This is a genomic window from Vulgatibacter sp., from assembly GCF_041687135.1.
GTDB lineage: Bacteria > Myxococcota > Myxococcia > Myxococcales > Vulgatibacteraceae > JAWLCN01.
In genome coordinates this window covers 55752-80923 of the sequence record NZ_JAWLCN010000004.1, presented here as the reverse complement: position 1 = coordinate 80923, position 25172 = coordinate 55752, and the positions used below count along the sequence as shown (strand labels likewise).

33 protein-coding genes are annotated in these 25172 nt (G+C 70.2%); 30 read left to right on the top strand and 3 right to left on the bottom strand.

What is annotated here, in order from left to right; genetic code table 11:
* The first annotated feature begins 18 nt into the window (after window positions 1-18).
* The 26 genes from ACESMR_RS11380 (at window position 19) to ACESMR_RS11255 (ending at window position 21645) form a co-directional block, all read left to right on the top strand.
* A complete protein-coding gene (locus tag ACESMR_RS11380) occupies window positions 19-759 on the top strand; it encodes a hypothetical protein (RefSeq protein ID WP_373047197.1) in 741 nt (246 codons plus the stop codon).
* A 224-nt stretch (window positions 760-983) separates the two neighbouring features.
* The gene (locus tag ACESMR_RS11375; RefSeq protein WP_373047196.1) at window positions 984-1346 is read left to right on the top strand and encodes a hypothetical protein; all 363 of its coding nucleotides are present in this window, start codon (window positions 984-986) and stop codon (window positions 1344-1346) included.
* Complete coding sequence (locus tag ACESMR_RS11370) at window positions 1346-3178, top strand: hypothetical protein (RefSeq protein WP_373047195.1); 1833 nt, start codon at window positions 1346-1348, stop codon at window positions 3176-3178. Before ACESMR_RS11375 ends, ACESMR_RS11370 begins: the two co-directional genes overlap by 1 nt.
* 12 nt (window positions 3179-3190) lie before the next feature.
* On the top strand, window positions 3191-3832 hold the full coding sequence (locus tag ACESMR_RS11365; RefSeq protein WP_373047194.1) for a hypothetical protein: 642 nt from the start codon (window positions 3191-3193) through the stop codon (window positions 3830-3832).
* Between the two features lie 3 nt (window positions 3833-3835).
* Window positions 3836-4441 carry a hypothetical protein gene (locus ACESMR_RS11360; RefSeq protein WP_373047193.1) on the top strand — a complete coding sequence of 202 codons (606 nt, stop codon included), beginning with the start codon at window positions 3836-3838 and terminating at the stop codon, window positions 4439-4441.
* Window positions 4438-4692, top strand: coding sequence for a hypothetical protein (locus tag ACESMR_RS11355; RefSeq protein WP_373047192.1), 255 nt, complete (start codon window positions 4438-4440; stop codon window positions 4690-4692). Before ACESMR_RS11360 ends, ACESMR_RS11355 begins: the two co-directional genes overlap by 4 nt.
* 50 nt (window positions 4693-4742) lie before the next feature.
* Entirely contained in the window at window positions 4743-5066 is a 324-nt protein-coding gene (locus ACESMR_RS11350; RefSeq protein ID WP_373047191.1) for an HNH endonuclease, read from the top strand.
* 169 nt (window positions 5067-5235) lie between these two features.
* Window positions 5236-5754, top strand: a complete 519-nt coding sequence (locus ACESMR_RS11345; RefSeq protein ID WP_373047190.1) for a phage terminase small subunit P27 family — start codon at window positions 5236-5238, stop codon at window positions 5752-5754.
* Window positions 5755-7494 (top strand): terminase large subunit, encoded by a 1740-nt coding sequence (locus tag ACESMR_RS11340; RefSeq protein WP_373047189.1) that lies wholly within the window; start codon window positions 5755-5757, stop codon window positions 7492-7494.
* The gene (locus ACESMR_RS11335) at window positions 7491-7670 is read left to right on the top strand and encodes a hypothetical protein (RefSeq protein ID WP_373047188.1); all 180 of its coding nucleotides are present in this window, start codon (window positions 7491-7493) and stop codon (window positions 7668-7670) included. The genes ACESMR_RS11340 and ACESMR_RS11335 overlap by 4 nt, the downstream gene beginning before the upstream one ends.
* A complete protein-coding gene (locus tag ACESMR_RS11330; protein ID WP_373047187.1) occupies window positions 7670-8881 on the top strand; it encodes a phage portal protein in 1212 nt (403 codons plus the stop codon). The genes ACESMR_RS11335 and ACESMR_RS11330 overlap by 1 nt, the downstream gene beginning before the upstream one ends.
* A 21-nt stretch (window positions 8882-8902) precedes the next feature.
* Window positions 8903-9850 (top strand): S49 family peptidase, encoded by a 948-nt coding sequence (locus ACESMR_RS11325; RefSeq protein ID WP_373047186.1) that lies wholly within the window; start codon window positions 8903-8905, stop codon window positions 9848-9850.
* Window positions 9851-9936: 86 nt separating this feature from the next.
* Complete coding sequence (locus tag ACESMR_RS11320) at window positions 9937-11196, top strand: phage major capsid protein (RefSeq protein WP_373047185.1); 1260 nt, start codon at window positions 9937-9939, stop codon at window positions 11194-11196.
* Between the two features lie 29 nt (window positions 11197-11225).
* Entirely contained in the window at window positions 11226-11438 is a 213-nt protein-coding gene (locus ACESMR_RS11315; RefSeq protein WP_373047184.1) for a hypothetical protein, read from the top strand.
* 3 nt (window positions 11439-11441) lie between these two features.
* A complete protein-coding gene (locus tag ACESMR_RS11310; protein WP_373047183.1) occupies window positions 11442-11987 on the top strand; it encodes a head-tail connector protein in 546 nt (181 codons plus the stop codon).
* Window positions 11987-12331, top strand: coding sequence for a phage head closure protein (locus ACESMR_RS11305; protein ID WP_373047182.1), 345 nt, complete (start codon window positions 11987-11989; stop codon window positions 12329-12331). The genes ACESMR_RS11310 and ACESMR_RS11305 overlap by 1 nt, the downstream gene beginning before the upstream one ends.
* Window positions 12328-12861 carry an HK97 gp10 family phage protein gene (locus ACESMR_RS11300; RefSeq protein ID WP_373047181.1) on the top strand — a complete coding sequence of 178 codons (534 nt, stop codon included), beginning with the start codon at window positions 12328-12330 and terminating at the stop codon, window positions 12859-12861. The genes ACESMR_RS11305 and ACESMR_RS11300 overlap by 4 nt, the downstream gene beginning before the upstream one ends.
* A complete protein-coding gene (locus ACESMR_RS11295) occupies window positions 12858-13277 on the top strand; it encodes a DUF3168 domain-containing protein (RefSeq protein ID WP_373047180.1) in 420 nt (139 codons plus the stop codon). The genes ACESMR_RS11300 and ACESMR_RS11295 overlap by 4 nt, the downstream gene beginning before the upstream one ends.
* An 11-nt stretch (window positions 13278-13288) precedes the next feature.
* A complete protein-coding gene (locus tag ACESMR_RS11290; RefSeq protein WP_373047179.1) occupies window positions 13289-13708 on the top strand; it encodes a phage tail tube protein in 420 nt (139 codons plus the stop codon).
* Between the two features lie 5 nt (window positions 13709-13713).
* Window positions 13714-14151: a hypothetical protein gene (locus ACESMR_RS11285; RefSeq protein ID WP_373047646.1), complete on the top strand. Its 438-nt coding sequence runs from the start codon at window positions 13714-13716 to the stop codon at window positions 14149-14151.
* Window positions 14112-14429, top strand: coding sequence for a hypothetical protein (locus ACESMR_RS11280; protein WP_373047633.1), 318 nt, complete (start codon window positions 14112-14114; stop codon window positions 14427-14429). Before ACESMR_RS11285 ends, ACESMR_RS11280 begins: the two co-directional genes overlap by 40 nt.
* Before the next feature lie 3 nt (window positions 14430-14432).
* Complete coding sequence (locus ACESMR_RS11275; RefSeq protein WP_373047178.1) at window positions 14433-16646, top strand: hypothetical protein; 2214 nt, start codon at window positions 14433-14435, stop codon at window positions 16644-16646.
* Between the two features lie 2 nt (window positions 16647-16648).
* Window positions 16649-17458 carry a hypothetical protein gene (locus ACESMR_RS11270; RefSeq protein WP_373047177.1) on the top strand — a complete coding sequence of 270 codons (810 nt, stop codon included), beginning with the start codon at window positions 16649-16651 and terminating at the stop codon, window positions 17456-17458.
* 1 nt (window position 17459) lies between these two features.
* Complete coding sequence (locus ACESMR_RS11265) at window positions 17460-18326, top strand: hypothetical protein (RefSeq protein WP_373047176.1); 867 nt, start codon at window positions 17460-17462, stop codon at window positions 18324-18326.
* Window positions 18327-18328: 2 nt separating this feature from the next.
* On the top strand, window positions 18329-20857 hold the full coding sequence (locus tag ACESMR_RS11260) for a hypothetical protein (protein ID WP_373047175.1): 2529 nt from the start codon (window positions 18329-18331) through the stop codon (window positions 20855-20857).
* Entirely contained in the window at window positions 20857-21645 is a 789-nt protein-coding gene (locus ACESMR_RS11255; RefSeq protein WP_373047174.1) for a hypothetical protein, read from the top strand. The genes ACESMR_RS11260 and ACESMR_RS11255 overlap by 1 nt, the downstream gene beginning before the upstream one ends.
* Here ACESMR_RS11255 and ACESMR_RS11250 read toward each other — a convergent pair.
* Window positions 21642-22217 (bottom strand): hypothetical protein, encoded by a 576-nt coding sequence (locus ACESMR_RS11250; protein ID WP_373047173.1) that lies wholly within the window; start codon window positions 22215-22217, stop codon window positions 21642-21644. The two genes, ACESMR_RS11255 and ACESMR_RS11250, sit on opposite strands and share 4 nt — an antisense overlap.
* Window positions 22218-22300: 83 nt before the next feature.
* On the opposite strand from ACESMR_RS11250, the gene ACESMR_RS11245 reads away from it, so the two are divergent.
* From ACESMR_RS11245 to ACESMR_RS11230, 4 genes are read left to right on the top strand one after another with little or no spacing between them, the layout of a single operon-like run.
* Window positions 22301-22840: an N-acetylmuramoyl-L-alanine amidase gene (locus ACESMR_RS11245; protein ID WP_373047172.1), complete on the top strand. Its 540-nt coding sequence runs from the start codon at window positions 22301-22303 to the stop codon at window positions 22838-22840.
* Complete coding sequence (locus ACESMR_RS11240) at window positions 22837-23184, top strand: hypothetical protein (RefSeq protein ID WP_373047171.1); 348 nt, start codon at window positions 22837-22839, stop codon at window positions 23182-23184. The genes ACESMR_RS11245 and ACESMR_RS11240 overlap by 4 nt, the downstream gene beginning before the upstream one ends.
* Entirely contained in the window at window positions 23181-23507 is a 327-nt protein-coding gene (locus ACESMR_RS11235; RefSeq protein ID WP_373047170.1) for a hypothetical protein, read from the top strand. The genes ACESMR_RS11240 and ACESMR_RS11235 overlap by 4 nt, the downstream gene beginning before the upstream one ends.
* Window positions 23508-23562: 55 nt before the next feature.
* Window positions 23563-24027: a hypothetical protein gene (locus ACESMR_RS11230; protein WP_373047169.1), complete on the top strand. Its 465-nt coding sequence runs from the start codon at window positions 23563-23565 to the stop codon at window positions 24025-24027.
* On the opposite strand, the gene ACESMR_RS11225 is transcribed toward ACESMR_RS11230, so the two are convergent.
* Entirely contained in the window at window positions 24024-24791 is a 768-nt protein-coding gene (locus ACESMR_RS11225) for a hypothetical protein (RefSeq protein WP_373047168.1), read from the bottom strand. The two genes, ACESMR_RS11230 and ACESMR_RS11225, sit on opposite strands and share 4 nt — an antisense overlap.
* A gap of 98 nt (window positions 24792-24889) precedes the next feature.
* On the bottom strand, window positions 24890-25129 hold the full coding sequence (locus ACESMR_RS11220; protein ID WP_373047167.1) for a YHYH domain-containing protein: 240 nt from the start codon (window positions 25127-25129) through the stop codon (window positions 24890-24892).
* Window positions 25130-25172 lie beyond the last annotated feature (43 nt).

Here is a 25172-nt window from a genome sequence, read left to right as displayed (position 1 = left end):
CAGGACCAGGGAGGGACGATGCTGGTACGAGACCCACAGCTTGCGAACGACGGCCTGCTGATCCGCGTCTTCAGGGACGAGCCGGCGCGGCTGTCGATCTCGGAGAACGGCACCGAGCGGCTCATCGGCGGCCGCAGCGGCGAGGCGGCGGCGTGCGCCTTCTACCTCGAGCACCGCCAGGGCCCGCGCGGGCGCTCGCTCTCCGACATCGAGCCGGTGATCGGGCGGTCCCTCTCGTCGATCGACATCGAGGGCACCGTCCAGGAGATCGAGCTCGCGATCGAGGCGGCGCTCCCGCGCGAGTGGCGGGCGCCGGTGGTGGTGGCGGCGGGCTGGGGCCTCGGCGTGGTGAAGCTCCGCAGCGGCGTCTTCCAGCGCAGGGCGGGGCTGCCGGACGAGCTGCCGCCCGAGCTCGAGCAGCCCCGCGTCCCCGAGGCCGCGCGCTCGCTGCGGCGCAGGGTGACGATGCTGCGCGAGGAGCTCATCGCGAAGCGCCTGGTGGAGAGGGCCTCCGCGGTGGAGCTCGGCGACGGCCGCCCGCCGGCACGGCACTTCCCCGCGGTGGCGGTGGAGGAGGGCGGCGAGCAGCAGCTCGTGGGTTGGAAGGCGATCGCCGCGCTGCTCGGCGTGAGCGAGGACACGGCCCGCAGGTGGGCGGAGAGCTTCGGCCTGCCCATCTTCCAGCCGGCCCCGGGCTTCAGCCCCATCGCGTTCCCCTCGCGCCTGCGCGCCTGGATGATGGGCGGGGCGGCGGAGTAGATCCAAACGTGTGCGGCAATTTGCCGGTCGGTGCGGGTGGCAGTTGCGCTCTGCCCCCGGTCTACTGGCCACGCTGAACGCAGCACGATGAAGCCCGCCGGGACCCACCCCCTCCCCTCGGCGGGCTTCGTCGTTCCTGCGCCTCTTCGCACCGCCCGCGCGCAAGCCGCCCCACCTCCAGCGGACAGCGCAGCACCGGGCGGTGCACTTCTACGGAGACGACGATGCGCAACCGCCGCCTTTCGCTCGTGGCCATGCTCGGCGTGGTCGCGGCCGCCCTCGTTTGCCCGCCGCCGGCGGAGGCCCTGCCTCGCCAGTACAAGACCACCGGGCGCATCAAGCGCGCCTGCCCCTCGAGCGGCGCCAGCACGGCCGCCACGCTGCAGCCGGGCTACTACCTCTTCGTCGCCAGCGGCGCGCGCACCTGCCTGTGTCAGGGCACCGCCACCTGCGCCGATACCGAGGCGAAGTCGCCGCTCTGCTTGCCGCCCGATGCAGGCATCGAGATCCGGATCGCCTCTCCCACCGTCATCTCCTGCTGGTCCGAAGGCTCGGGCAACGCCGAGCTGAACCCCTGGGTGCCCTGATGCGCTTCGTCGCTGCTCTGTGCCTGATCTTCGCTGCGCAGCCTGCGGCTGCGTTCGAGCTCGGTGCGACGGGCTCGACGCTCGCCTTCGGGAAGCCCGGCGTAGAGCTTCCGCCGCCGGCCTTCGAGGCCGACCTCTGGTACGCCGGCGAGGTGCCACCATGCACCACGGCGGACGCGTGCGTCCTGGACTGCTGGGCGGACGGCGCGGGCAGCTTCGACTGCACGGACGGGAGCGCCGCGGCGGTGGCGGTGACGCCTGGCGTGGGCGCGACCACGGAAGACACGCCGTGGCGCACCGCGGCCGGCGTGGATTTGAAGGGCACTACCGCGACCACCACGACCGCCGCTGCCACGGTGAACTTCGAGCCCGCACGCGCCGCGCTGGGAGGCGACCACACGCTGATCGTGGTGTCCCAGCCGCGGGTGCCTGGTTCGGCGGCGGCTCCCGCGCAGATTCTGGACGCGAACAACACGGGCCTGTTCCTGCAGTTCACCGGCGGCGGCGGCACGCCGGAATGCAAATGGCGGCAGGAGGCTGACAATGGTGGATACACCGCGATCAGCAGCCAGTCGGGGATCGACGTGTGGGGCGTGGGTGCGTGTCGCCGGCAGGGCACCACGTACACCGCGCGATGGAACGGCACCGCTTCGTCTAAGACCTGGGCAGGCTCCCCGCTTCCTGCCGTCGGCACCCCGCTGACGATCGGCAAGTCGGGCAGCACCCCGGCGAACGGGCCGGTGCTGAACGTCCGCCTGTACAACGTCGGCAAGTCGGACACCTTCCTGGCCCAGTACGAAGCGCAGATCGCCGGCACCTGGGCCGCGCGCCCGGGCGTGCCCGTCACCGTGGCGCGGAGCACCCCGCGCCCCGCGCAGGACGACGAAGGGAACTGGCACGTGCTGGGACCCAACATGGGCAGCGTGAACCGCGAAGGGCTGGGCGTGTGGGAGTCGGCCACCAGCTACTGGCCCAACAGCACCACGCCCAGCCTGTGGGCTGATAGTGCGTCCACGCCGACCGTGAACGGAACGGAGATCGTGGACGACAGCACCACCGACATGGAGGGCAAATTTCGCATCGTCGGCGTGTCCTCTCCCGGGCCATGGACGATCACGTGCCTTATGTCGGCCGGGTCCATCGATCGCGGAATGCTGCGGCTTTACACCGACGAAGCCGGAAAGGCTGTCACGTGCAACGTGGGCGGGCTGACCAGCGAAGCAAGGCCCCACAGCTGCAGCACCACCCTGACCACAGCCACCTACGTGCAAGGGTTGGTGTGGCCTGGGCAGGGCAGCGCCGACACGGGATCGATCCGTGTCGAACAATGCCAGCTGACGCCCACCGCCAAGCCCACCGCCCGGGTGGACTGCGGCAGCAGCGTTCCCTGCACCGCCGCCGCCGAAGCAGCAACCGTGCCGACGACGAACTGGCCGGCAACACCAGGCACCGCCCTGCTGACCTACACACCCACCGTGCCGCTGGACCTGTCGAAGTCGTATTTCCTGCTGTCCGGTGAGGCGTACCCCACCACCGGCTGGTCCACTTACGTGCGCAACGGCGACTCGCAGGCGACGATCATCCCGACCGGCACGGCGGCCAACGTCGCCATGGGGTCTTCGCTGGCATGGGTGCCTGGCACGCCCTACGTGCTGCGGCACGAATGGGGCGGCACATCGCTGAACCAGTGGCGTGACGGGGTGCAGAACTACAGCAGCTCGTCTTTCAGCCAACCGCTTGCGCCGCTGCCGGCTGTCGGCTGTATCGGCGGGCGCGCCCCCACCTGCGGGCAGGTGGCGAATGGCAGGCTTCGGAACATCCGGCTGCACTAAGGAAAGGGCCCCATGCCCCCGACGACGAAGACGATAAGCGTGGCAGCCGCGGTGCTGCTGGCTGCAGCTGCCGGGGTAGCCGGCGGCATGGGCGGCGACGACACACAGCTGGCGGCGGGCGGTGTCGGCGGCACGGAGGCCACCGTGCCCACCTGCTACGGCATGGCCGTGCACATGGACTGCGCCAGCGTGAAGTCGCTGCCCGGCGGCGATGCGTACCAATGCGACGACGGCGCCATGTTGGGCGTGGCAGTGGAAACGAAGGTGGAATCAGGTACGACGTGGCCCACGCTTCCCGGCGGTGAGAGCGCGCGATTGGTGGTGCACGGCCCGGCGACGGCGCCGATCGACTGCGCCAACCTGCAGCACCCCGACGAACCCGTGGCTCTGGTGCCGCCGGAGTCGCACCCCGGCAGCTGCCTAGTGGGCCAGGTCCACGACGCTGGCCAGCCAGCGGTGGGCGACCTGCCGGCGGTGCCGCCTCGGGACTTCGACGGGCGATGCTGCGGGCCGACGTGCAGCGTGCGCGAGGGCGGCGTGGCGGCGCACGTGATTGGCTACGAGCTCGCAGGCGCCGAGACCTGGCGCGACACCTTCTGCCGCATCCTGCCGGACTCGGACGGCTGCACCTCGCAGGACGATCCGGAGCTCTAGCGCATGCACCAGCCGTCGCCCTCCTTCCCGCCGCGAACCGGCGGGAACGGGAGAGCTGCGGCCTCGGCGCTGCTCCTGGTGCTCTGCGGCTGCTACTACGGCTCGGCGTGCTTCCCGGAGAGGGAGCGTGACGTTCCCGACGAGGAGCTGCCGCCCTTCGCCGTCTTCTACGGCGCCCATGCCTACGAGGAACTCCCGCTATACCTCGCCGATTGTGGCGAGGCGCTCGGGGGCTTCACCGCGCGGCGCGCGTCGGTCGACTTCTACCCGTCCATCGAGGAGACCAGCCGGCGCTGCTGGTACGACCCCGCGACCTTCCCGGTGGCTGGCTGCTGGATCGACGGCTTCTTCTCGGTGCCGATGCTGCCGCATCAGCCGGCCAGCTACTACGGTTTCGCCGACGCCTCCCTGGTGGCGGACGCGGATCACCTGGCCGACACCGCCCTCTGCCACGAGCTGGCGCACCGCGAGCTCTACTACCGGAGCGGCGGCGACCCCGACTACCACCACCGCAGCCCGCTCTTCCAGGCGGCCGATGCGGTGGGCGAGCCCGCAGACGTGATGCTCGCGACGATCAGATGCGGCCTCGCCGCGACGGAGCACCCATGAATCCGCAGCCCGCTCCCATCGACCCGCTCCGCGAGGTCCGCCGGCAGATGGAGGACCACGAGGAGCGCCTGCGCCGCCTCGAGCGCGAGCGCGCGACCGACGAGCGGATCGCCGCCATCGAGCGCAGGCAGCAGGCCACCGAGGTCCAGCTCGCCAAGCTCTGGGTGATCTGCTCGGGGGCCAGCTTCATCGCCTCCGCCATCGCCTCCACGCTGGCCGCGCTGGCGGTCCGGACGCTGGCGGGCGGCTAATGCCCTCGGCAGCTCCGAGACCATGCTCGAAGCCGGGCTGCCGAGAGCTGGTGCGCAAGGGCTCGCGCTGCCCAGCACACGAGCGCGCCGGCTTCCTCGAGCAGGACGAGCGGGCCCGCTACGACCGCCAGCGCGGGACCGCAGCTCAACGCGGCTACGACGCTGCGTGGCGGCGCCTACGCGACGGCGTGCTGCGCGAGGAGCCGCTCTGCCGCGCCTGCGAGGGCGAGGGCAGGGTCGCGGTGGCAACGCTGGTCGACCACATCGAGCCCATCTGGAAGGCGCCGCGCCTTCGCCTGGTGCGCTCGAACCTGCAGCCGCTCTGCGACGCGCACCACGCGGCCAAGACGCGGCAGGACGGCAGCTACGGCTGACCGGAGGGCGGGCGCGGGCGAGCAAGGGGCGGGGGAGGGCGGACCCACCCCCCGGGCGAAAGTTCGGCGGGTTGGCGCCCGAGACCGCACTGGCAGCCTTCTTTTTTCGCGGACCGAATCAGAACTTTTTTCTGCCGGCGCCGGGTGGCGCTGGTTTTCACGGTGGGTGATGGGGCAGGGACGCAAGCCGGACCCGCCGAAGCTGCGGGCGCTGAAGGGCGGCAAGGCCGAGGCGAAGGCCAAGGCCAAGACCGCCGCGCGCAAGGCGAAGGCCGCGGCCGCCCTCAAGGCGCCGGCACGGATCCCGGCGCCGCCGCCCGAGCTCGACGAGGAAGAGCGCGGGTACTTCGACCTGATCGTGGGCCGCCTGGTGGAGGAGGAACTCGCTTCCTCCTCGCACACCGAGGTGATCGCCATCGCTGCCAAGCGGATGGCGGAGATCGTCGCCCTCTCGGCGGAGATCAAGGAGAACGGCTTCACCTATTGGGCGGAGAGCTCAAGTGAGGACGGGGCGCCGCTGCTGAAGGCGAACCCCGCGGTCCGCATGCGGAGCGAGGCCCAGCGCCACCTGCACTCGCTGCTGGTGGAGCTCGGCCTCACCCCGGTGGCGCAGAGCAAGGTCGGAGCGGGGGTGCCGAAGGGGAAGCCCGACAACCCCTTCGCGCGATTCCTCGGGGCAGGCCGATGAATGGGGCACGCACACCCGCACGTCGAGAAGGCGCACCGCTACGCGCGTGACGTGGTGGCGGGGAAGATCCCCGCGTCGAAGTGGACGCGCCTCGCCTGCGAGCGCCACCTCCGCGACCTGCAGCGCTCGAAGTACTCGGGCAGCCCGTTCCGCTTCGACCCGAAGCTAGCCGAGCGGCCCTGCCAGTTCGCCGAGCTCCTGCCGCACGTCAAAGGCGATTGGGCGCGCGGCATCCCAGGGGATCCGGAGAGCACGCTCATCCGGCTCGAGCCGTGGCAGTGCTTCATCCTCTGCTCGATCTTCGGATGGGTGAACCGGAAGACCGGCCTGCGCCGCTTCCGGAAGGTCTACATCGAGGTCCCGCGAAAGAACGGCAAGTCGGTCATCGCCGCGGTGATCGGCCTCTACATGCTCGTCGCCGACGGCGAGGTGGGCGCCGAGGTCTACTGCGGCGCGACGAAGGAGAAGCAGGCCCTCGAGGTCTTCAAGCCGGCGCACGCCATGGTGCGCAAGACACCGGACCTGGTGGAGGCCTTCGGCGTCGAGCACCCGAAGTCCCAGCTCCTGGTGCCTGGCACGGAGAGCCGCTTCGAGCCGGTGGTGGGCAACCCGGGTGACGGCGCCTCGCCGAGCTGCGCGATCGTCGACGAGTTCCACGAGCACCGCGACGAGAAGCTCTACAGCACCATGCTCACCGGCATGGGTGCTCGTCGGCAGCCGCTGCTCCTGGTGATCACCACCGCCGGCTACAACATCGAGGGCCCCTGCTACCAGCTGAACCGGGACGTCCGGGAGATCCTCGAGGAGCGGGCCGAGGGCGAAGAGACCTTCGCGATCATCTACACGATCGACGAAGGCGACGACTGGACCTCGGAGGAAGCGCTCAAGAAGGCGAACCCCAACTTCGGGGTCTCGGTCTACGCCGAGTTCCTCCGGAGCGAGCAGAGGGAAGCGGAGCTCTCCGCCCGGAAGGCGAACGCCTTCAAAACGAAGCACCTCAACGTCTGGGTGGCCTCGAGGGCGGGCTGGATGAACATGCAGGCCTGGGCCGCCTGCGGCGATGAGAAGCGGACGCTGGCGGACTTCAAGGGCAAGCCCTGCTTCATCGGCGTCGACCTCGCGCACAAGCGCGACATCGCCTCGCTCGTCTTCGTCTTCCCCGAGCTCCGGCCGGCGAGCCGGAAGGGCAAGGAGACGCACGAGCCGCACTACGTGGTTTTCGGGAAGTACTTCCTCCCCGAGGCCCAGGTGCGCGACCCGGCGAACAAGCGCTACCTCGCGTGGTTCGAGGCCGGCCTCATCATCGAGACGGACGGCGACGCGACCGACTACGAGACCGTGGAGGAGGAGCTCCTCGCCGCGCTGGCCTTCGAGATCCAGCAGGCAGCCTTCGACCCGTGGTCCGCGATGCAATTCTCGCAGCGGATGGAGAAGGCCGGGATCCCGATGGTGGAGCTCGGCATGAACGCGAAGAACCTCTCCGAGCCGATGAAGACCCTCGAGGCGCTCGTCTTCTCGAAGAGGCTCCACCACAACGGCGATCCCGTCCTCACCTGGCAGATGTCGAACGTCGAGGTGAAGGAGGATGCGCGCGGGAACATCTACCCGCGGAAGCCCCGGGCCGACTCGAAGATCGACGGCGCCGTGGCGCTGATCACCGCGATGAACCGCGCGCTGCTCTACGAGCCGCCGCCGCCACTGCTCATCAACTCGTTCACCGAGGAAGACCTGATCCTATGACGACGCCCCCGCGGCCGCCGCCGGCCTTCGACCTGCACGACCTCGTGGCGCTGCTGGGGCTGATCCTCTTCGCCGGCGGCCTCTGGTGGATCTACCCGCCGCTCGCCCTGGTGGTGGTCGGCGCGCTGCTGATGGCGGCCGCCTTCTTCGGCACGGCTCGCCGCGGGGTGAAGTGATGGGCTTCCTCTCCAGCTTCCTCGGATCGTCCGAATCGATCCGGCTCTCCGACCCGAGCGCGCTCGAGCGCCTTCGGCTCTCCGGCCGCACGCACGCCGGCGCGTCCGTCGACGAGTACTCGGCCATGGCGCTGCCGACGGTCTTCGCCGCGATCGGCATCATCGCCGACGCGATTGCCCAGCTCCCGCTCGACGTCCGGCAGAAGCTGGCCGGCGGTGGCAGCCGGGAGGCGACCGAGCACCCGGCGCACCAGATGCTGCGCGCGGAGCCGAACGACGACATGACGTCGTTCGCCTTCCGCAACACGGTCACCGGCCACGCCGTGGGCTGGGGCAACGGCTACGCCGACATCGAGCGCAACGGCCGCGGTCAGGCCGTCGCCCTCTGGCCGCTGCTGCCGGATCGGACCCGGCCGCGGAAGGATCCGAACACCGGCGCCCGCGACTTCCTCACCAGCGTGAACGGGCGCGCGGTGGCGCTGCGGCCTGACGACGTGCTCCACATCCCGGGCTTCGGCTTTGATGGCCTGCGGGGCTACTGCCCGATCACCCTCCATCGTGAAGCGCTGGGCCTCGCCCTCGCCACGCAGGAGTTCGGGGCGAAGTTCTTCGGCCAGGGCGGGCGGAGCGGCGGCGTCATCGAGCTGCCGCCGGGGACCACGCCCGAGGCCGCGAAGCTGATCAAGAAGGTCTGGACCGAGCAGGAGGGCCTCGAGCACTCGCACCGAGCGAAGGTGCTGCCCGACGGCGCCAAGTACACCGCGACCGCGGTGCCGCCCGAGGAGGCGCAGTTCCTCCAGACGCGCGAGTTCCAGATCGCCGAGATCGCCCGGATCTTCCGCGTGCCCCTGCACATGCTGCAGGCGCAGTCGAAGTCGACGAGCTGGGGCTCTGGCATCGAGCAGATGTCGCTCGGCTTCGTCCGCTACACCCTCGCGCCGTGGATCGCCCGGTGGGAGCAGGAGCTGAACCGCAAGCTCTTCACGCCCCAGGAGCGGCTCGACGGCTTCTACGTGAAGTTCAACGTGAACGCGCTCCTCCGTGGCGATGCGAAGAGCCGCGCCGAGTTCTACAAGCTGGCGATCGATGCCAGCTGGATGGAGCCGAGCGAGGCCCGCGAGCTCGAGGATCTGGACCCGATTCCGGGCCTGAACGAGCGCCCCCGGCATGGCGCCGCTCCCGGGGCGCGAGCCGGCGCCCGCCGCGCCTGACGACGAAGAGGAGCCGACCGAATGAAAAGCTACCCCCGGACCGTGGCGGCCGTGCTGGCCGAGCCGTGGGCGATCCTCCCGGAGAAGCTCGAGGCGATCGCCGAGCTCATCCAGCTGAAGGCCGACGGCGTGATGCTCTCCGACGAGCAGATCGAGGCGCGGCTCGCAGGCTCGAAGGTCGCCTCGGTGGCCCGCCGAGCTGGCGACGTGGCGGTGCTCCCGGTCACCGGCGTGATCTCCCAGCGGATGAACCTGCTGACCGAGTTCTCGGGCGGCACCTCCACCGAGAAGCTCGCAGCGAACCTCCGCAGTGCGCTGGCCGACGACTCGATCAAGGCGATCGTCCTGGACGTCGACTCCCCTGGCGGCGCGGTCTCCGGCGTCGAGGAGCTCGCCGCCGAGATCCAAGGGGCGCGGGGCGGCAAGCCGATCATCGCCTCCATCAACTCGCTCGCCGCCTCGGCCGCTTACTGGATCGCCAGCGCGGCCGACGAGGTGACCATCACCCCGGGCGGCCAGGCGGGGAGCATCGGCGTCTACACCATGCACGTCGACCAGTCGGTGGCCCTCGAGACCGCCGGCGTGCGGCCGACCCTGGTGAGCGCCGGCAAGTTCAAGACCGAGGGGAACCCCTTCGGCCCGCTCTCTGAAGAGGCCCGCAACGCCATGCAGGCCCGGGTCGACGAGTACTACGGCCTGTTCGTCGACGCGGTGGCCCGCGGCCGCGGCGTGCGCTCGAGCGACGTTCGCAGCGGCTTCGGCGAGGGCCGGACCGTGGGCGCGAAGGAAGCCGTCGCCCAGGGCATGGCCGACCGGATCGAGACCCTGCAGCAGACGCTCGCGCGCCTGGGCGTGCGCGGCGGTCTCGGGGTTCGTGGGCCCGCGCGCGCCGAGGAGACGCAGCCCGCACCCCGGGCGACGGCGTTCGGCCGCTTGCGCCGCCAGATCGAGCTCGACGACGAGATGTAGCCCGCGCCTGCGCGGAAAGCCTGCCGACCCCCTCCCGCCGGTGTGGGGATGCGCGGCTCACGAACCGGCGATTGCAAGGACGGAAGATGAACCTCCAGACGATGCGTGAGAGCCGCGCGAAGAACGCGGACGAGATGAAGGCGATCCTCGCCACGGCGGAGAAGGAGGAGCGCGAGCTCACCGCCGAGGAGGCCGCGCGCTTCGACGCCCTGAAGGCGACGAACGCCACCCTGAAGGCGAACATCGAGCGCGCCGAGTACTCGGCCGCCGAGCAGGCCGACCTCGCCGCGGTGCGCCCGAGCGTCGGCCGCCTGGGCGCTGGCTTCCGCGGTGCGGAGGCGAAGCGGGAGTTCGAGAGCTTCGGCGAGTTCATGCACGCCGTGCGCTTCAACCCCAACGACCAGCGCCTCCAGTTCGGCGCCATGGACATGGATGGCGGCGCCGGCCCCGGCGAGAACGGTGGCTTCGCGGTGCCGAAGCAGTTCCGGGGCGAGCTCCTGAAGATCGACCCGAAGGCTGCCACCATCCGCCCGCGCGCCACGGTGCTGCCGGCCGGCACCCCGCCGGACGCCGAGATCACCATGCCGGCGCTCGATCAGACCAGCACGTCGAACGTCTACGGCGGCGTGTCGGTGAGCTGGATCGCCGAGGGCGCGGCGAAGCCGCAGACGGACCTCGCGCTGAAGGAGGTGAGCCTCAAGCCGTTCGAGGTGGCCGGCCACATCGTGGTGACCGACAAGCTCCTGCGGAACTGGGGCGCGGCCAGCGCGCTGATCGAGGCGCAGTTCCGGGCGGCGATCGTCGGCGCCGAGGAGACGGTCTTCTTCTCGGGCAACGGCGTCGGCAAGCCGACCGGCCTCCTCGCGGCGGCCAACGGTGCGGCCCTCGCCGTCAACCGCGCCACCGCCAACACGATCACCTACGCCGACACGGTGGCCATGCTCGCCGTCTTCCTCGGCTCGCAGGGCGTGTGGATCGGCAGCCGCGCGGCCCTGCCGCAGCTCATGCAGATGCGCGACGAGGCCGGCAACCTGGTGTGGTCGCCGGACGCCCGCAGCGCCATCCCGACCACCCTGCACGGCTTCCCGGTGATCATCGACGATCGCCTCGCCGCCGCCCTGGGTGCGAAGGGCGACTTCGGCCTCTACGACCTGTCGAAGTACCTCATCAAGGACGGCTCCGGCCCGTTCGTCGAGGCTTCGCCGCACGTCAAGTTCACCGAGAACAAGACGGTCGTGAAGGCCTTCTGGAACGTCGACGCGAAGCCCTGGCTGACCGAGCCGATCACCACGGAGGGCGGCACCGAGGTCTCGCCGTTCGTGGTCCTCGACATCCCGGCGGCCTGATCCCCGGTAGGGCAGAAGGAAGGTGACGCATGTACCAGGTGATCAACGAGTTCGTGGACCGCTCCACCGGCAAGCGGGTGAGGCCGGGCGAGAGCTTCGAGCCCAGCACCAGCGAGCAGGCGGAGCGCCTCCTGCGAGCTCGGTGCTTGGTGCGCGTCGCCCCGGAAGGCGGCGCGGCGGAGAGCTCCTCCACCGCGTCGCCCCCGCAGACGAAGAAGCGGCGCCGCCGCAGCGAGGGGTGATCGATGGCGCTCCAGGTCGTGAACGCCGGGGCCTCCCCGGTCACCCTCCAGGAGGCGAAGGACTACCTCCGTGTCGACGGCGCCGATGAGGACTCGACGATCCAGCGGCTGATCGACAGCGCGGTGGAGTACTCGCAGGAATACACGGGCCGCCAGCTCTGCACGGCGACGCTGCGGCTGGTGCTCGACGCCTTCCCGTGCGGCCGCGAGCTCGAGCTGCCGCGGGCGCCTCTGCGGTCGGTCACCTCGGTGCAGTACTACGACGAGGCCGGCCAACTGCAGACGCTCGAGGCGGCGGCCTACCACGAAGATACGGTGACGATGCCCGGGCGCCTGGTGCTCGCGGCGGGGCAGAGCTGGCCCGCCACGCAGTGCCGGCCGGGCGCGGTGCGGATCGACTTCGAGGCTGGCCACGGCGAAGCAGCCGCGGTGCCTGCCCGGATCCGCTCCGCGATCCTGGTGGAGCTCGAGAACGGCTACCGGGAGCGCGGCGACCGCGACAACAGGGGCACGGTGACCGACCTGCTCCGTCCCTTCAAGGTGTGGTGATGGGCATCGCAGCGGGGCGGCTGGACCGCCGGATCGTCATCGAGCGGAGTGCCGAGACCGAGCTGGACGAGTACGGCCACCCGAAGCCCGGCGCCGGCGCGCGCTGGGTGGAGCATGCGGCCGTCTGGGCGGAGGTGAAGGAGACCGCCGCCCGGGAGCGCACGGCCTCGCCGCAGGTGCTCGCGAAGCGCGCGGCGACCATCACCATCCGCTGGCGCTCGGACGTCACCACGCACATGCGTGTCGCCTACGGCGGCTCGCACTGGAACATCCGCGGCCTCGCCGAGATCGGGCGCAGGGAGGGGCTGCAGCTCGCCGTCGAGGCGATCGAGGTCCCGACGTGAGCGAGGGTCCCATCCGCGGCGCGAAGGAGCTCTCCAAGACGCTGAAGGAGCTGGGCCCGAAGATCGAGAAGCGGGTGATGCGCCAGGCGGTGACCGCCGGCGCGAAGGTCTTCCGGGACGAGGTGCGCAAGCACGCCGCCAGCGTCCCCATGAAGGCGGAGGCGAAGCGCCGGCTGCGGCGCGCGATCCGCCACAAGCGCAGCCGGGGGAAGCCCGGCGAGGTAGGCGCCGGCCTCTTCGTCGCCTCGATCCCGAAGAAGGGGAAGGGCGAGGACGAGAAGGGCAGGCCGGTCGACGATCCCCGCGTCTGGTCCGTCTGGTTCGACAAGGGCACGAAGCCTCGGTTCCGCGGCGGCCGCAGCAAGGCGAAGAAGGCCCTCGCGAAGCTGATGGGGAAGAAGGGCTTCAGCGGCCAGATCCAGGCGCACGAGTACTTCTCGAAGGGCTTCGAAAGCGGGGCGGCGAAAGCCATCGAGGCGGTCGCAGACGACGCCCACAAGCGCGTCGAGAAGGAAGCGAGCAAGCCATGAACGTGGACGCAGGCCTTCGGCTGCACCTGGTGAACGACCAGGCGGTGGCGGCGCTGGTGCAGCCGGCAAGCATCGTCTGCGGCGGCGACCTCCCCGAGGCCGCGACCTACCCGGCGATCATCTGCGCGATGCCCAACTCGATCCCGCAGGTCACCCTCGGCGGCCCGACCGGACTCAACGAGACGGGCATCGAGCTCGAGGTGCTCGCCCCCGACTCCGAAAGCGCGAACGCCCTCGATCGCGCGCGGCAGATCGCTGCGGCCGTGGTGGCGGCGCTCCATGGCTGGCGCGGCACCTGGGGCGACCAGGAGGTGCAGGGCGTCTTCCTCGAGGCGCAGGCAGACCTGGAAAGGGACGAGGAGACGCAGCTCGCGGGCGTCTCCCTGGAATTCACCGTCTGGCACAGCCGGGCGTAAGGAGAGAGCAGATGGCGAAGATCGGCTACGGAACCACCGTCGGCGTCGAGAGCGGCACCACCCCGGGGACCTTCATCCCCATCGGCGGGATCACCGGATTCACCCCGCCGCAGGGCTCGACGGAGGAGGTGGACGTCACGACCATGGAGTCGCCCGACGCCACCACGGAAAGCATCCCGGGGATGCGCACCTACGCGGCGGCCTCGCTCACCGTCCTGGCCGACCCCGCCGACCCGGGGCAGATCCGGATGGACGAGGTGGCGGTCACCCGCGAGGTCGTGAACTTCGAGGGCGTGCTCTCCAACGGCGAGACCTACACCTTCTCCGGCTTCGTCCCCCAGGACGGCGTGTCCGAGGTGACGATGGGCGGCGTGATCACCAAGACCTACTCGCTGAAGCCGAGCGGGGTCGTGACCAAGACGGCGGCCTGATCCAGATGAACAAGCCCAGCAAGAGGCCCGGGAGCCGGGCGATCACGATCCCGCTCGATCGGGAGCGCAAGCTCGCTTTCGACATGAACGCGATGTGCTACCTGGACGAGCATTGCGGGATCAACGCCCTCGAGGGCATCGACTTCTCGCAGTTCGACACGCCGCGGCGCATGCGCTCCCTGCTCACGGCATGCCTTCAGACCGACGCGATGGACCACGGCGAGGAGCTCACCGAGCAGCAGGTCGGCGCGCTCTTCTCGCTGGGCCAGCTCGTCGAGTTCACCTCCTCGCTCGATCGGCTCGTCGAGGAGAGCCTGCCGGGCAAGAAGGAGAGGACGGCCGATCCGGTCCCTCCGGAGGCGCGCGAGGGCTCACCTGGACAGAGCTCTGGGCCGTCGCGCGCATCGACTTCGGACTCTCCGACGACGAGTTCTGGCGCCTGACGCCACGCGAGCTCGCCGCGCTCGACGAGCGCCTCACGCTGCAGCGCCAGCGCGAGGACCTCCGGGCCGGCGTGCTCGCGTCGGTGATCGCCAACGTGAACCGGGACCCGAAGCGGCGCTCGAAGGCCTGGGAGCCGGCGGATTTCTTCGACCTCCCGGGCGCCACCGCGGAGCGCGGCCCTGGCGACCCGATGCCTCCCGAGCAGATCGAGGCGGCGATCCGTTCGTTCGCGGCGATCAGCAAGGCGCTCACCACCACCCAGCAGAAGAAGAGGTAGGCCATGGCCGCCAAGGTTGGATCGCTGCTGATCGACATCCACGCCAACGTCGGCAAGATCCAGGCGGACATGGCGAAGGTGCAGGGCACGATGAACGGTGCCCTGAACAAGATGTCCGGGATGCTGAAGGGCTTCGCGGGTGCGGCCGCGGCCTATTTCGGCACCAAGGCGATCATGGGCTTCGTCGACTCCGCGATCGACGGCGCCGATGCCCTCGGCAAGATGGCCACGCGGACGGGCGCCTCCGTCGAGGCGCTCTCCGCGCTGCAGCACGCGGCGAACCTCTCCGACGCCAGCATCGACGACGTGGGCCGCGGCCTCGGCATGCTCTCCCAGAAGATGGTCGACGCCATCAATGGGAGCACCGAGGCGGCCCGCGGCTTCCAGCAGCTCGGCATCGAGTTCAAGAACGCCGACGGCAGCATGCGGAACAGCGACGAGGTTCTGATGGACCTCGCCGACCGTTTCAAGGGCATGCCGGACGGTGCCGCGAAGGCCGGCCTCGCGATGAAGCTCTTCGGCGAGGCGGGCACGAAGCTGATCCCCATGCTCAACAACGGGCGGGACGGCCTCGATGCGCTGAAGAAGGAGGCCGAGGATCTGGGCCTGGTGATCGGCAACGACACCGCCCGGCGCTCGGAGGCCTTCAACGACAACATGTCGCGGCTCTCCGACGTGCTGAAGGGGGTCGCGAACACCATCATCGAGGTCGCGCTCCCGTACCTGCTGGAGATCACCGACTGGCTGGTGGACGCGGCGAAGAAGGGGGGCGGCTTCAAGGACTCGATCCAGGCGGGATTCAAGATCGTGGCGACCGCGGTGCAGGTGGTCGCCGGCGTCTTCGAGCTCCTTGGCAAGCGGATCGGCGCCGTCGCTGCCTCCATCGTCGAGGTCTTCTCCGGCAACTTCCGGCAGGCCTGGGAGATCCAGAAGGAATCGGCGAAGGAGTCGTTCGCCATCGTCGCCGAGCGGGCGGAGGCGATCGGCGACATCTGGACGAAGAGCCCCGAGCCGGTGGTGGAGGCCGCGGGCAAGACGAAGCGCGCGGTGCAGACCATCCCGCCGGTCCTGGCGAAGGCAGGCGAGGCGGCCAAGAAGATGGCCGAGGCGATCGCCGGCTCGCTGCAGCGTACGGCAGCGCTGCAGGCCAGCCTGACGAAGAGCCAGACCGACGACATCGAGGCGCAGTACGCCGCGCAGGTCGATGCGCTGAAGGCCAAGATGGCCAACGAGAAGACCGCCGAGGCGGAGAGAGCCGCCTACAAAGACGAGCTCACCGCGCTCGAGGCGAAGCGGGATGCCGACCTCCTCGAGGCCCAGCTGAACGAGCAGCGCGCCGCCGAGCGCCGGAAGATCGACGTCGAGCTGGAAACGAAGGCCATGAGAGCCGAGCTCACGAAGTCGGAGCTCGACGACCTCGAAGCGAAGCACGAGCAGCAGATCGAAGCCCTCCGCCGGCGGCTCGAGGAGGAGCAGATCACCAAGGCCGAGTTCGACGAGCAGGAGAAGCTCCTCGAGCAGCAGAAGACGCAGGCGATCACGGCCGCCGTCCAGGCGGAAACCGAGAAGCGCACCGCGGCGCAGACGCAGGCGATGCAGCAGCTTGCGATGCAGTTCTCGAACGTCTGGGCCGACCTGGCCTTCGCCCCGCTCGAGGACGGGCTCGGTAGCGTCGAGGACATCCTGCAGAACCTCGGCAAGATGGTCATCGACCTGGGCAAGCAGCTGGTCGTGGCGGGGATCTTCAAGCTGATCACGGGTGGTGCGACGGGCGGCATCGGCGGCGGACTGCTTTCGCTCCTGGGCTTCTCGGAGGGCGGCGAGGTAGTCGGGCCTGGAACCGAGACGAGCGACAGCATCGTCGCGCGCCTCTCGAAGAAGGAGTTCGTGATTAAGGCCAGCTCGGCCAAGCGGCTCGGCCTGCCGATGCTCCACTACCTCAACAGCCTGGGAGATCGCCCCGGGGCACGGCTGCCTGGCTTTGCGCGGGGCGGCCTCGTCGGCGGCGGTGATCTGTCCGCCAGCCAGATCCACGGGGCGGCCGGCGCGGTCACCGTCTCGCCGACGGTGGTGCTCAACTCGAACGGCGGGCTTCTCCATCGCGAGCTCCTCGCGCGGGAGATGGGACCGGCGCTGCGCCAGATGGCGATCGAGCAGGTGGACTCGATCATCCGCCAGCTGAACCTGAAACCGGCGGCCGTCTCGGCCCGGGGGTAACGATGGCGCTCGCTGCCTACTCGGCAAAGAACATCCTGGCGGCCGCGACGCAGTGGATTGGGGTGACGGCCACCGTGCCGTGGAACCTCGCCGCCAGCACGTCGGCCGTGGATCCTGCCTTCGCTGCCCAGAACGTGGCGAAGGGCAGGGCGGGGATGGTGTGCCGCGCGAAGAACACGGCCCCATTCCAGCTCGGCGTGAACCTCGCTCTGCCGGCCGCTGCCAGCGTCTGCGCGCTCGTGAACCACAACCTCCGCCCCACCGCCGAGGTCTGGCTTGCCCACGCCTCGAGCCAGTCGGGGCCGTGGACGTGGATCGAGGTGCCGATCACCGAAGGAGCCTGCTGGGTCCCGCTCGCGCTCGCCTCTCGTCGCTACTGGCGCCTGATCGTCGAGGGCGTGCAGACCGTCGACGGGCGGCCGGTGCAGATCGGCGAATGGTGGCTCGGCGAGCTCGTCGACCTGCCGCCGTTCGTGTGGGGCGCGGAGCTCGGAGAGGCGACCACCGACGCCTTCGGCGAGTCCGAGTACGGGGTGCCCAACGCACACTTCCTCTCGACGCGCCGCACCTTTGCCGGCTCGTTCTCGAAGGCGCTGCCCGAGGCCTCCGCGGTGGCGGTTGAGGCCTTCAAGCGGCAGGTGCAGGGGCGCGTGAAGCCCTTCCTCTTCACCCCCGACAAGGATGACCGATCCCGCGTGATGCTCGGGCGCCTGGCCGACGCATCGTGGCAGCGGCAGCTGGTGCTGCCCGGGCGCGTGGACGGGGCCGATTTCGCCTTCCGGGAAGACCCGTGGGGCAAGACGGGAGCATGACTTGGCAATCGCAAGCCTCGACGAACTCGCTGCAGCGCTTCCCCGAGGGCAGTCCCTGCCCTTCCGGAAGGCCGCCGTCGGCCACCTCGCCTACGGCATGACGGACCTCTTCCTCGTCGCCGGTGTCCCGGGCGCCGGCAGCATGGCCGGGGTGACGCTCGACGGGGAATTCCCCTCGAGTGCTACAGCCGGCGCGCTGCCGCTCCGCGACCCGGTGGCTGGTGACGACGTGCAGATCGGCAGGCTCACCGCCACCTGCAGCGAGGCGGGCGCCGTCGTGATCTACGACCGCATCTGGCACAACCGGATCGCCGCCTTCGACACGGCGGAGAAGGTGATCGCCTGGCCCGCCGGCACGCAGCGCTATTCGGACGGCGAGGGCGTGGAGCTCTACGCGGTGATCACCGAGGAGCTGGCCGACACCTCGCCGGCAACGTGGACCGTGGACTTCACGGACCAGGACGGCGCGACGGCCACGGCCACCGCGGCGTTCGACACCTCTGGCACGGTTGGCCGGATGATCCCCTTCGAGCTCCCTCCTGGCAGCTCCGGCGTGCGGTCGGTGCAGAGCTTCCAGTCGTCGGTGGCGCAGGCCTCGGGCGCGCTCGCCCTGGTGCTGGTCCGCCAGCTCGCGGACCTGCCCGTCGCCATCGCCGGCCAGCGCGTCGCGCAGGACGGGATCGCCCTCGGGCTGCCGTTGGTGATGCCGGGGGCGTGCCTCTGCTTCGCCGCCGCGCACGGCGCCGACACCAGCAGCGGGATGCTGATGCTCGCCAAGGCGCTGGGCATCCAGCCCGACGACCTCGTGGACAACGCCGGAGCGGCGATCGGCCTGATCGCCGGGCGCGTGAACCTGATCCAGGGATAGCCATGACCTACGACCTCCGCCCCAGCAAGAAGCCGATGCAGGCGCTCGGTGCGGGCGCCTTCCGGGCCGACCTGGACGTGCTCACCAGCGCGACCAACCCGCTCCGCGGCGAGGTGGAGGCGAAGGCGCTCGACGCCCCGCTGAAGGACCTGATCAAGACGGTGGCGTGGGGAAACGTCGCCCGCGGCTACCTGGCGAGCTTCGACGGGATCGACCGGCACAGCTACTTCCAGGACTTCGACTTCTCCGACCGCTACGGCTGGGTCCGGGAGCTGGGCGACGACATCAAGCTCAAGCTGCCGCAGGCGGAGGGCGAGCCGGAGGAGCCCTTCCTCCACGTGATCCTCACCCACTACACGGAGAGCGGAGCGCCGGAGGTCTACCACTACAGCGACATCGATCGGCCGGTGGGGCGTGGGGCGGAAGCCGCCCAGCTCGACGGCCGCGTGATCGAGCTCGGCAGCTGCGGCCGCCGGTTCTCGGTGGGCAGCGGCCTTGCGCGGATGCAGACCACGATCCGGCTCCGGAACGGCGACGCCGAGCTGAATCGACTCTTCCGCGAGCCGCGTTTCCTCCGCTCGACGATCGACATCAAGGTGGGCTTCCGGACGATCCCGCCGAGCATGTACCGCCGGATCGGGCCCGTCTGGAAGGTCGACCGCGTGAACGGCTTCACCGCGCAGCACGTGGAGCTCGCGCTGATCGATGCCACGGAGGGGCTGCTGGGGGTGATGCAGCAGCCGCCCACGAAGTCGGGCCTGAGGCACCAGCTCGGCATTCCGCAGCCGAAAGAGGCCGACGACGAGCCCAACATCGAGACGCCCTTTGGCGGCGAGTGGATCCGGGCGTTCCCCCTCGACGAGGGCCGCACGGTCTACCTGAACCGTGGCGAGGTGACGTTCACACGAGAGGCGCACCGGATCTGCCTGGGGGTGACCAAGAACCGGCTGGCGATCCCCGCGGCGGATGGGTGGACGATCTCGCGGGGCGGATCTACCGCGAACCCCTGGCAGGTGGGTTGGCTGAATCCCGACGAGGAGGCGACGCGCTCGATCAACCTGCTGATCGGCCCGGGGTGCACCGCCTTCCCGCAGTCGGGCAAGGTGCGCTTCTACTCCTTCCCGGTGCAGCTGCCGAACTTCGACGTCTGGCACGCGGCCATCCTCGAGGCGGAGTACGCGCCCTCGGGGGGCGACATCGAGAACTGGACCTTCGCCGACAAGCTCTTCCGCCTGGCGAAGGAGGGGCGGCTCTGGGTCCGCTGGCCGCACGGCGCCGAGGGCTCCACGGAGGTCAACGGCTACCCCTGGCGCGGCAAGCACGATCCCGCCAGCCTCATGCAGCACATCGCCCGCTACTACATGGGCCACAACGCCCACCACCTCCTGCACGGCCCGTCCTTCGAGGCGACCCGGCGCTCCTTCGGGACGAAGGGCAACGGCCGCTGCGGCGGGACGTTCGTGCCGGGGGAGGACGGCGGCACGACGCTCGGGAAGATCGCCGCCAGCTGGAACCTCGATCTCTGGTGGGGTGCGGATGGCCTCCTGCACTGCTCCCCGCAGCGCTTCAGCCAGGACGAGCTCGCCAAGCAGGCTGCCACGGCCATCGTCTACGACGCCGAGTGGGACGTGGTTCGCGACTCGTGGAGCGAGTCGATCCCCCTGGGCTCGGAGCGCTGGGGCCTCGCGAACACGTGCAAGCACAGCGACCTGAAGGACTACACGCGGGTCGGCTTCGCCGCGGAGCTGGGCATCGAGGAGAACTACTCGGCGCTGATGGATTGGGGGAGGCGCCTCGAGTACGACGCCTCGTGGACCTGGGTGGTCTCGGCCTACGTCTTCAACAACGGCCAGCCGATCTTCCAGCCCGAGTTTCGCGACGACCAGAGGCTCACGCAGCGCACCGTCGCGCGGTTCCGCGCTCCTCTCTTCGCCCTCGAACTCGAGTGCGGGGACCTGATTCGCCTCTCGCACTTCGCCGGCACGCAGGCGGACGGCGGCTACGAGCGGCGACTCTTCCGCGTGGAGGAGGTGACGCTCGAGTGGTCGACCAAGACGGTGACGATCGCCGCGGTCGACATGGACTCCGACGAGCAGATGCTCTCTGCAGCCTTCGACAAGTCGGCCAACTGGAGCCGCTTCCGCCGGCAGGTTGCCGACGCGGTGCACCGTGTGTCCTTCACTGCCGGCAGCCAGCTGGTGGAGCTGCAGGGGCCGCTCTTCGCCGACGCCGGGGTCAAGGTCGGCGACCTGATCCTCTTCGACGACGACGAGGCCGGCATTCACCTGAACCTCGAGGTCAGCGACGTGAGCCAGCTCTCCACCTCCGGCCAGGTCTCGGTCGACCTCCCGGCGGACGTCTCGCTCACCACCGGCGTCTTCAACGTGCAGCGGACGAAGCTCGACCCGCCCACCGATGCCGAGTTCCCGGGGCAGTACCCGCTCGGCAGCGGGCACTACTTCTGTGCCTGCGAATCGGCCACGGGCACCTTCACCAACGGGATTCCCGGCTTCCGAGCAGGGGGGCGCTGATGCGCATCGCGTACAGGCAGATCCGCAGGAACCAGGTGGTCGGCGACGAGGAACTCGGGCTCCTCTTCGAGAACGACCGGAAGCTCGACGAGGCCCTCGACTCGGCGGTGGCAGACGCAGGGCGCAACGCGGAGGCCATCGCCGCCCACGACACCCGGCTCACCGCCGCCGAGGCTGCCGTGGTGGCTGCGCAGGCCCGGGCGGATCAGGCGTGGGACCACGCGAACGATGCCGGCTTCGCGGCAACGCAGGCCTCCACCGCCGCCCAGGACGCGCAGCTCGCGGCGACCGCGGCGCAGTCGACCGCCACCACCGCGAACACGGCCGCGCAGGCGGCGCAGACGGCAGCGGACAGCGCACAGACCACGGCCACCGCGGCCCAGGGGACGGCGAATAGCGCCCTGGCGGTGGCCAACGGGCACACCCCCACGCTCAACAACCACGAGGCGCGGCTCGTCTCGCTCGAGGGGGGCGGTGCCGGCCTCGAGGCGAAGGCCTTCGCCCAATACTCGTGGGACGGCAGCAAGTACACGCGCCAGGGAGGATCGCCGAACGGCCGGCTTCCGAGCACCTGCCCGGACTACGGCTTCGGCGCCGCGGACGTCACCTTCGACGAGCCGCTCGACGACGAGTTCTACGGCGTCGCCGTCTTCCCGCTGCGGTCGACCGACAACGGCCCGGCGCTCTTCGGCTGGAACAAGAAGACGAAGGAGCAGCTCGTGATCGACTTCTTCGGCCTCGAGCTCGGCCAGTGCGCGGCCACAGGCTTCACTGTGGTGATCTTCTAGTCGCCTGCATTGACGATCAGCACGATGGCCAGCACGGTGACGCCGGTGCCCAACAAGCCGCCGGCGAGCGCCGAGCCGACGCGGCGGCTTCGGACCTCGTTGCGGTAGGTCTCGCTGTAGCGCCACTGATCGTCGGCCGTCCATCGGCGGTCAGGCGGCGGCGAGTCGATCGAAGAACCAGACGCGACGGCCGTGCTGATGGCGGTCCCGATGAGCCCCAGGAAGAGCCCCGAGGCGAAACCCGTCCCGAACCAGGAGTCGCCGTGAAGGTCGGCGTCATGCATTGCCTGGCGACGGGGTTCTGGAAGGATCATCGTCGGCGCCGATAGACGAAGGTCACCGATTGGGCCGCGGCGCCCGTTGGTGAGCCGAACCCGCTGCGGGGCTGCTTCCTCCGCGGGGACCTCGCCGTCCGGCCGGCAGTGCTCCTGAACGTCGCCGTCGGATCCAAGCATCTGGACGCAGACCATGCCGTCGCGCTCGACGAAGCGCGGGTACGACTGCTCCGCAAGAGCTACGGCGGGCGCGGCGATTTGGGCGGCCGCCAGCGCGGCGGCGATCGGCTTCAGCATTTCAGGCCCCCTCCTCAGCCATCACCTACCAAACGCACCAGCCCCGGGAAACCCTTCAGGGCGGGGCTCGGAAAGGCCCTCCCATGCTCAAGAAGAACCTCCCCGCCTGGCTGATCGTCCACGAGTCGGTCTCGGCCTGGGGGACCGCTGCCGACATCAATCGCTGGCACCTCGAGCGAGGCTTCCAGGCGATCGGCTACCACTACGTGATCGGCAGCGCCTACCCGAGCGCCGCCAGCTTCCGCCTGAAGCAGCCGGTCCCGGACCACGACGGCGCGCTGCTCCTCGGGCGCGATCTCGACGGCGATCGCGACGTCGACGAGGAGATCGGCGCGCACTGCCCCGGCTACAACTCCAACAGCCTGGGCGTCTGCCTGATCGGCGAGGGCGGCAACTACAGCGAGAAGCAGCTCGCCACGCTCTACGCCTTCCTCGCCTCGAAGGTCCGCCAGCACGGGATCCCCGTCGAGCGGATCCGCGGCCACTGCGAGACCGACAACGGCCGCCGGCAGGGGAAGAAGTGCCCCTCCCTCCCCATGGACCAGGTGCGCGCCGCGGTGCGCGCCCGCCTCGAGCTCGAGGACGAAGCGCGGGCGACGCTGCCCGCAGGAGCGACGCGATGAACGAGACCCCGACCCCTGCCGGCCCCCCGCAGCCGTGGCGGCCGCCGGCGCGTGATCGTGCCATGGGCGAGACGGCGCCGAGCAAGTCGGTGCCCCTCGCCTTCCGGATTCCGTTGGTGATCAACAGCGGCGGCCGGCCGGACTTCATCCTGACCTACGGCGTGCTGCCCACGATGCTGATCGGCGCCTTCCTCTTCGCCTTCGGCGGGATGAACCTGAACCTCGGCAGCTTCTTCAACGGCCAGCTGCCGAAGCTCGACGCCGCCGGCGTCGGCCTGGTGATCACCACCGCCACCACCTACGTCTTCCGCCGGCGCGACGCCGCGAAGGGCGGCGCGGCGTGAGGCTCTGGCACCTGATCGTCGGCGCCGTCGCGGGGCTGCTGGCGCTGCTCGGCCTGCGCCGCAGCACGCCGCCGCCGGCGCCACCGGACGGCGAGGCCCACCGGATCCGTGAGCAGGGCGGGCGCGAGGCGGAGGAGCTCCGCCAGCGCCACGCCGCGGAGCAGGCCCGCCTCGAGGAGCAGAGGCAGCAGCGAGACCACGAGATCCGCCAGGCGGCGGAGAAGGAGCAGCGGCGCGATGCGGTTGACCGTGCGAACGATGAGCTCGATGCGATGGGCTGGCGCCCTCCTGGCGCTGGCGGTGGCCCTTCCCGCGGCGGCTGATGGGCTGGCGGTCGGTTCCTCTTTCGTCCCATCATTCGAGGGGGGAAAAGAGGAAGTGCCCGGCTGGATCGAGCCGGCCCGTCTCCAGCTCGAGGAGGCGGAGCGGGGTTGCCTGCGGACCGACGGCCTGGTGCTCTGCTGGGGCGAGGCCTTCGACCTCCTCCAGGACCGGCGCCTCGAGCTCGCCACCGACCTTGCGATCGCCCAAGCGCACCTGCAGGACGCGCAGGAGGATCTGCGTCGGGAGCGGGACCTCGCGCAGGAGCTCGCCGACACCGCGGCCCGGGCGGCGCGCGCGGAGGTGGAGCTCTGGCGAGACCACGCGGCGGCCGTCGCTCCCACCTGGTGGGATCGGCACCGCGGGGTCTTCGGCTACGGATCGGGGGTGGTAGGGACCGGGGCGGCCGCCGGCGGCGCCTGGGTGCTGGCGCAGGGCGGCGATCCCGCGGTGGGGGTGGGGCTGGTACTCGGGGGGCTGGGGCTCGATGTGATCGGCTACCTGCTGGCCCGACCTCCCTAGTTGCCGGCGAGCTCGACGAGTCGCGGATATGCGGATCCGCCGAGGGCGGCGTGCGCCATCGCCACGTTGGCCATCGCCTTCCGCTGGGCAGACGAGAGCGTGAAATCCTTGCGGTACTGGTCACCCTCGTAGCGGATGATCGTCTTCTTCGCCCTGAGCATGGCTTCTACGGCCTTCGTGCTCTGGTCATTGAGGGCCGCGTCGGACCATTCCCAGACCATGCCGCCGTCGTGGTCGCGCTTGCCGTCGAACGGCAACTGGAAGACCTGATCGTCTGCCTTGATCGTGACGCGCTTTACGAAGAGCCAATCGTCGCCGTAGTACTGGAAGACGATTCGGAGCGGCGTCACGCGGTCGCTCTGGGTGCCGAAGTACAGATGGACCTGGTTCCCCAGGGCGCGAGTCGAGCGGTCCTTGTACCAGGCGATCTCCCGAACCTCGTCCCGCTCCACCTTCATCGCCGCGGTCGCTCGCTTCCGCTCGAGCTCCCTCCGGCGCGCTTCCTCCGCGGCGCGCTTGGCCTGGGCCGCTTCCCGCTCCGCCTTGGCGGTCTCGAGCTTCGCAAGAATCGCCTTGGCCTCAACTGCACTGGGTGCGTCGGGGTGGCGCTTGAGCAGAGCCTGAAGCGCGTCGGTGGCGACGTCGTAACGCTCCTCGGCGAGCGCACTATTAGCCTTCGCAAAGAGCCGATCCGCGCCGAAGCGGAGGTCGTCCACCTCCTGCTTCAGCGCGACCACCTGCTCCTTGAGCTCGGCGTTCTCCATCCGCAGCCGAGCTGCTTCCGGATCGCTGCACCCGACGACCACTGCCGCGGGCAGCAGCATCAAACCCAGCGTAAGGACAGCTCCCCGCATTGTCTGCCTCACAGCTTGAGTGCGTCGGTGTCGGCGTCGCCGGTGGTTGGCCGCTTCTGCTCGTCCGGCTTCTTGGCCTTGGCGGGCTTCGCCTTCGACTTCGCCTGGTTCGAGAAGCACGGCTCGCGATGGCAGTGGTACTCGCCCGTCTTGCGGTTGTGGTGGCCGCCATTGCCGTCCAGGCCGCCGCCGTGAGCCCCGGCGGCCAGCGGCAGCAGGGCGATGATCGTTCCAAGTGCAAGGCGCATGGATCCCTCCCTCCACCGTAAGACGCACCAGCCAGGGAAAACC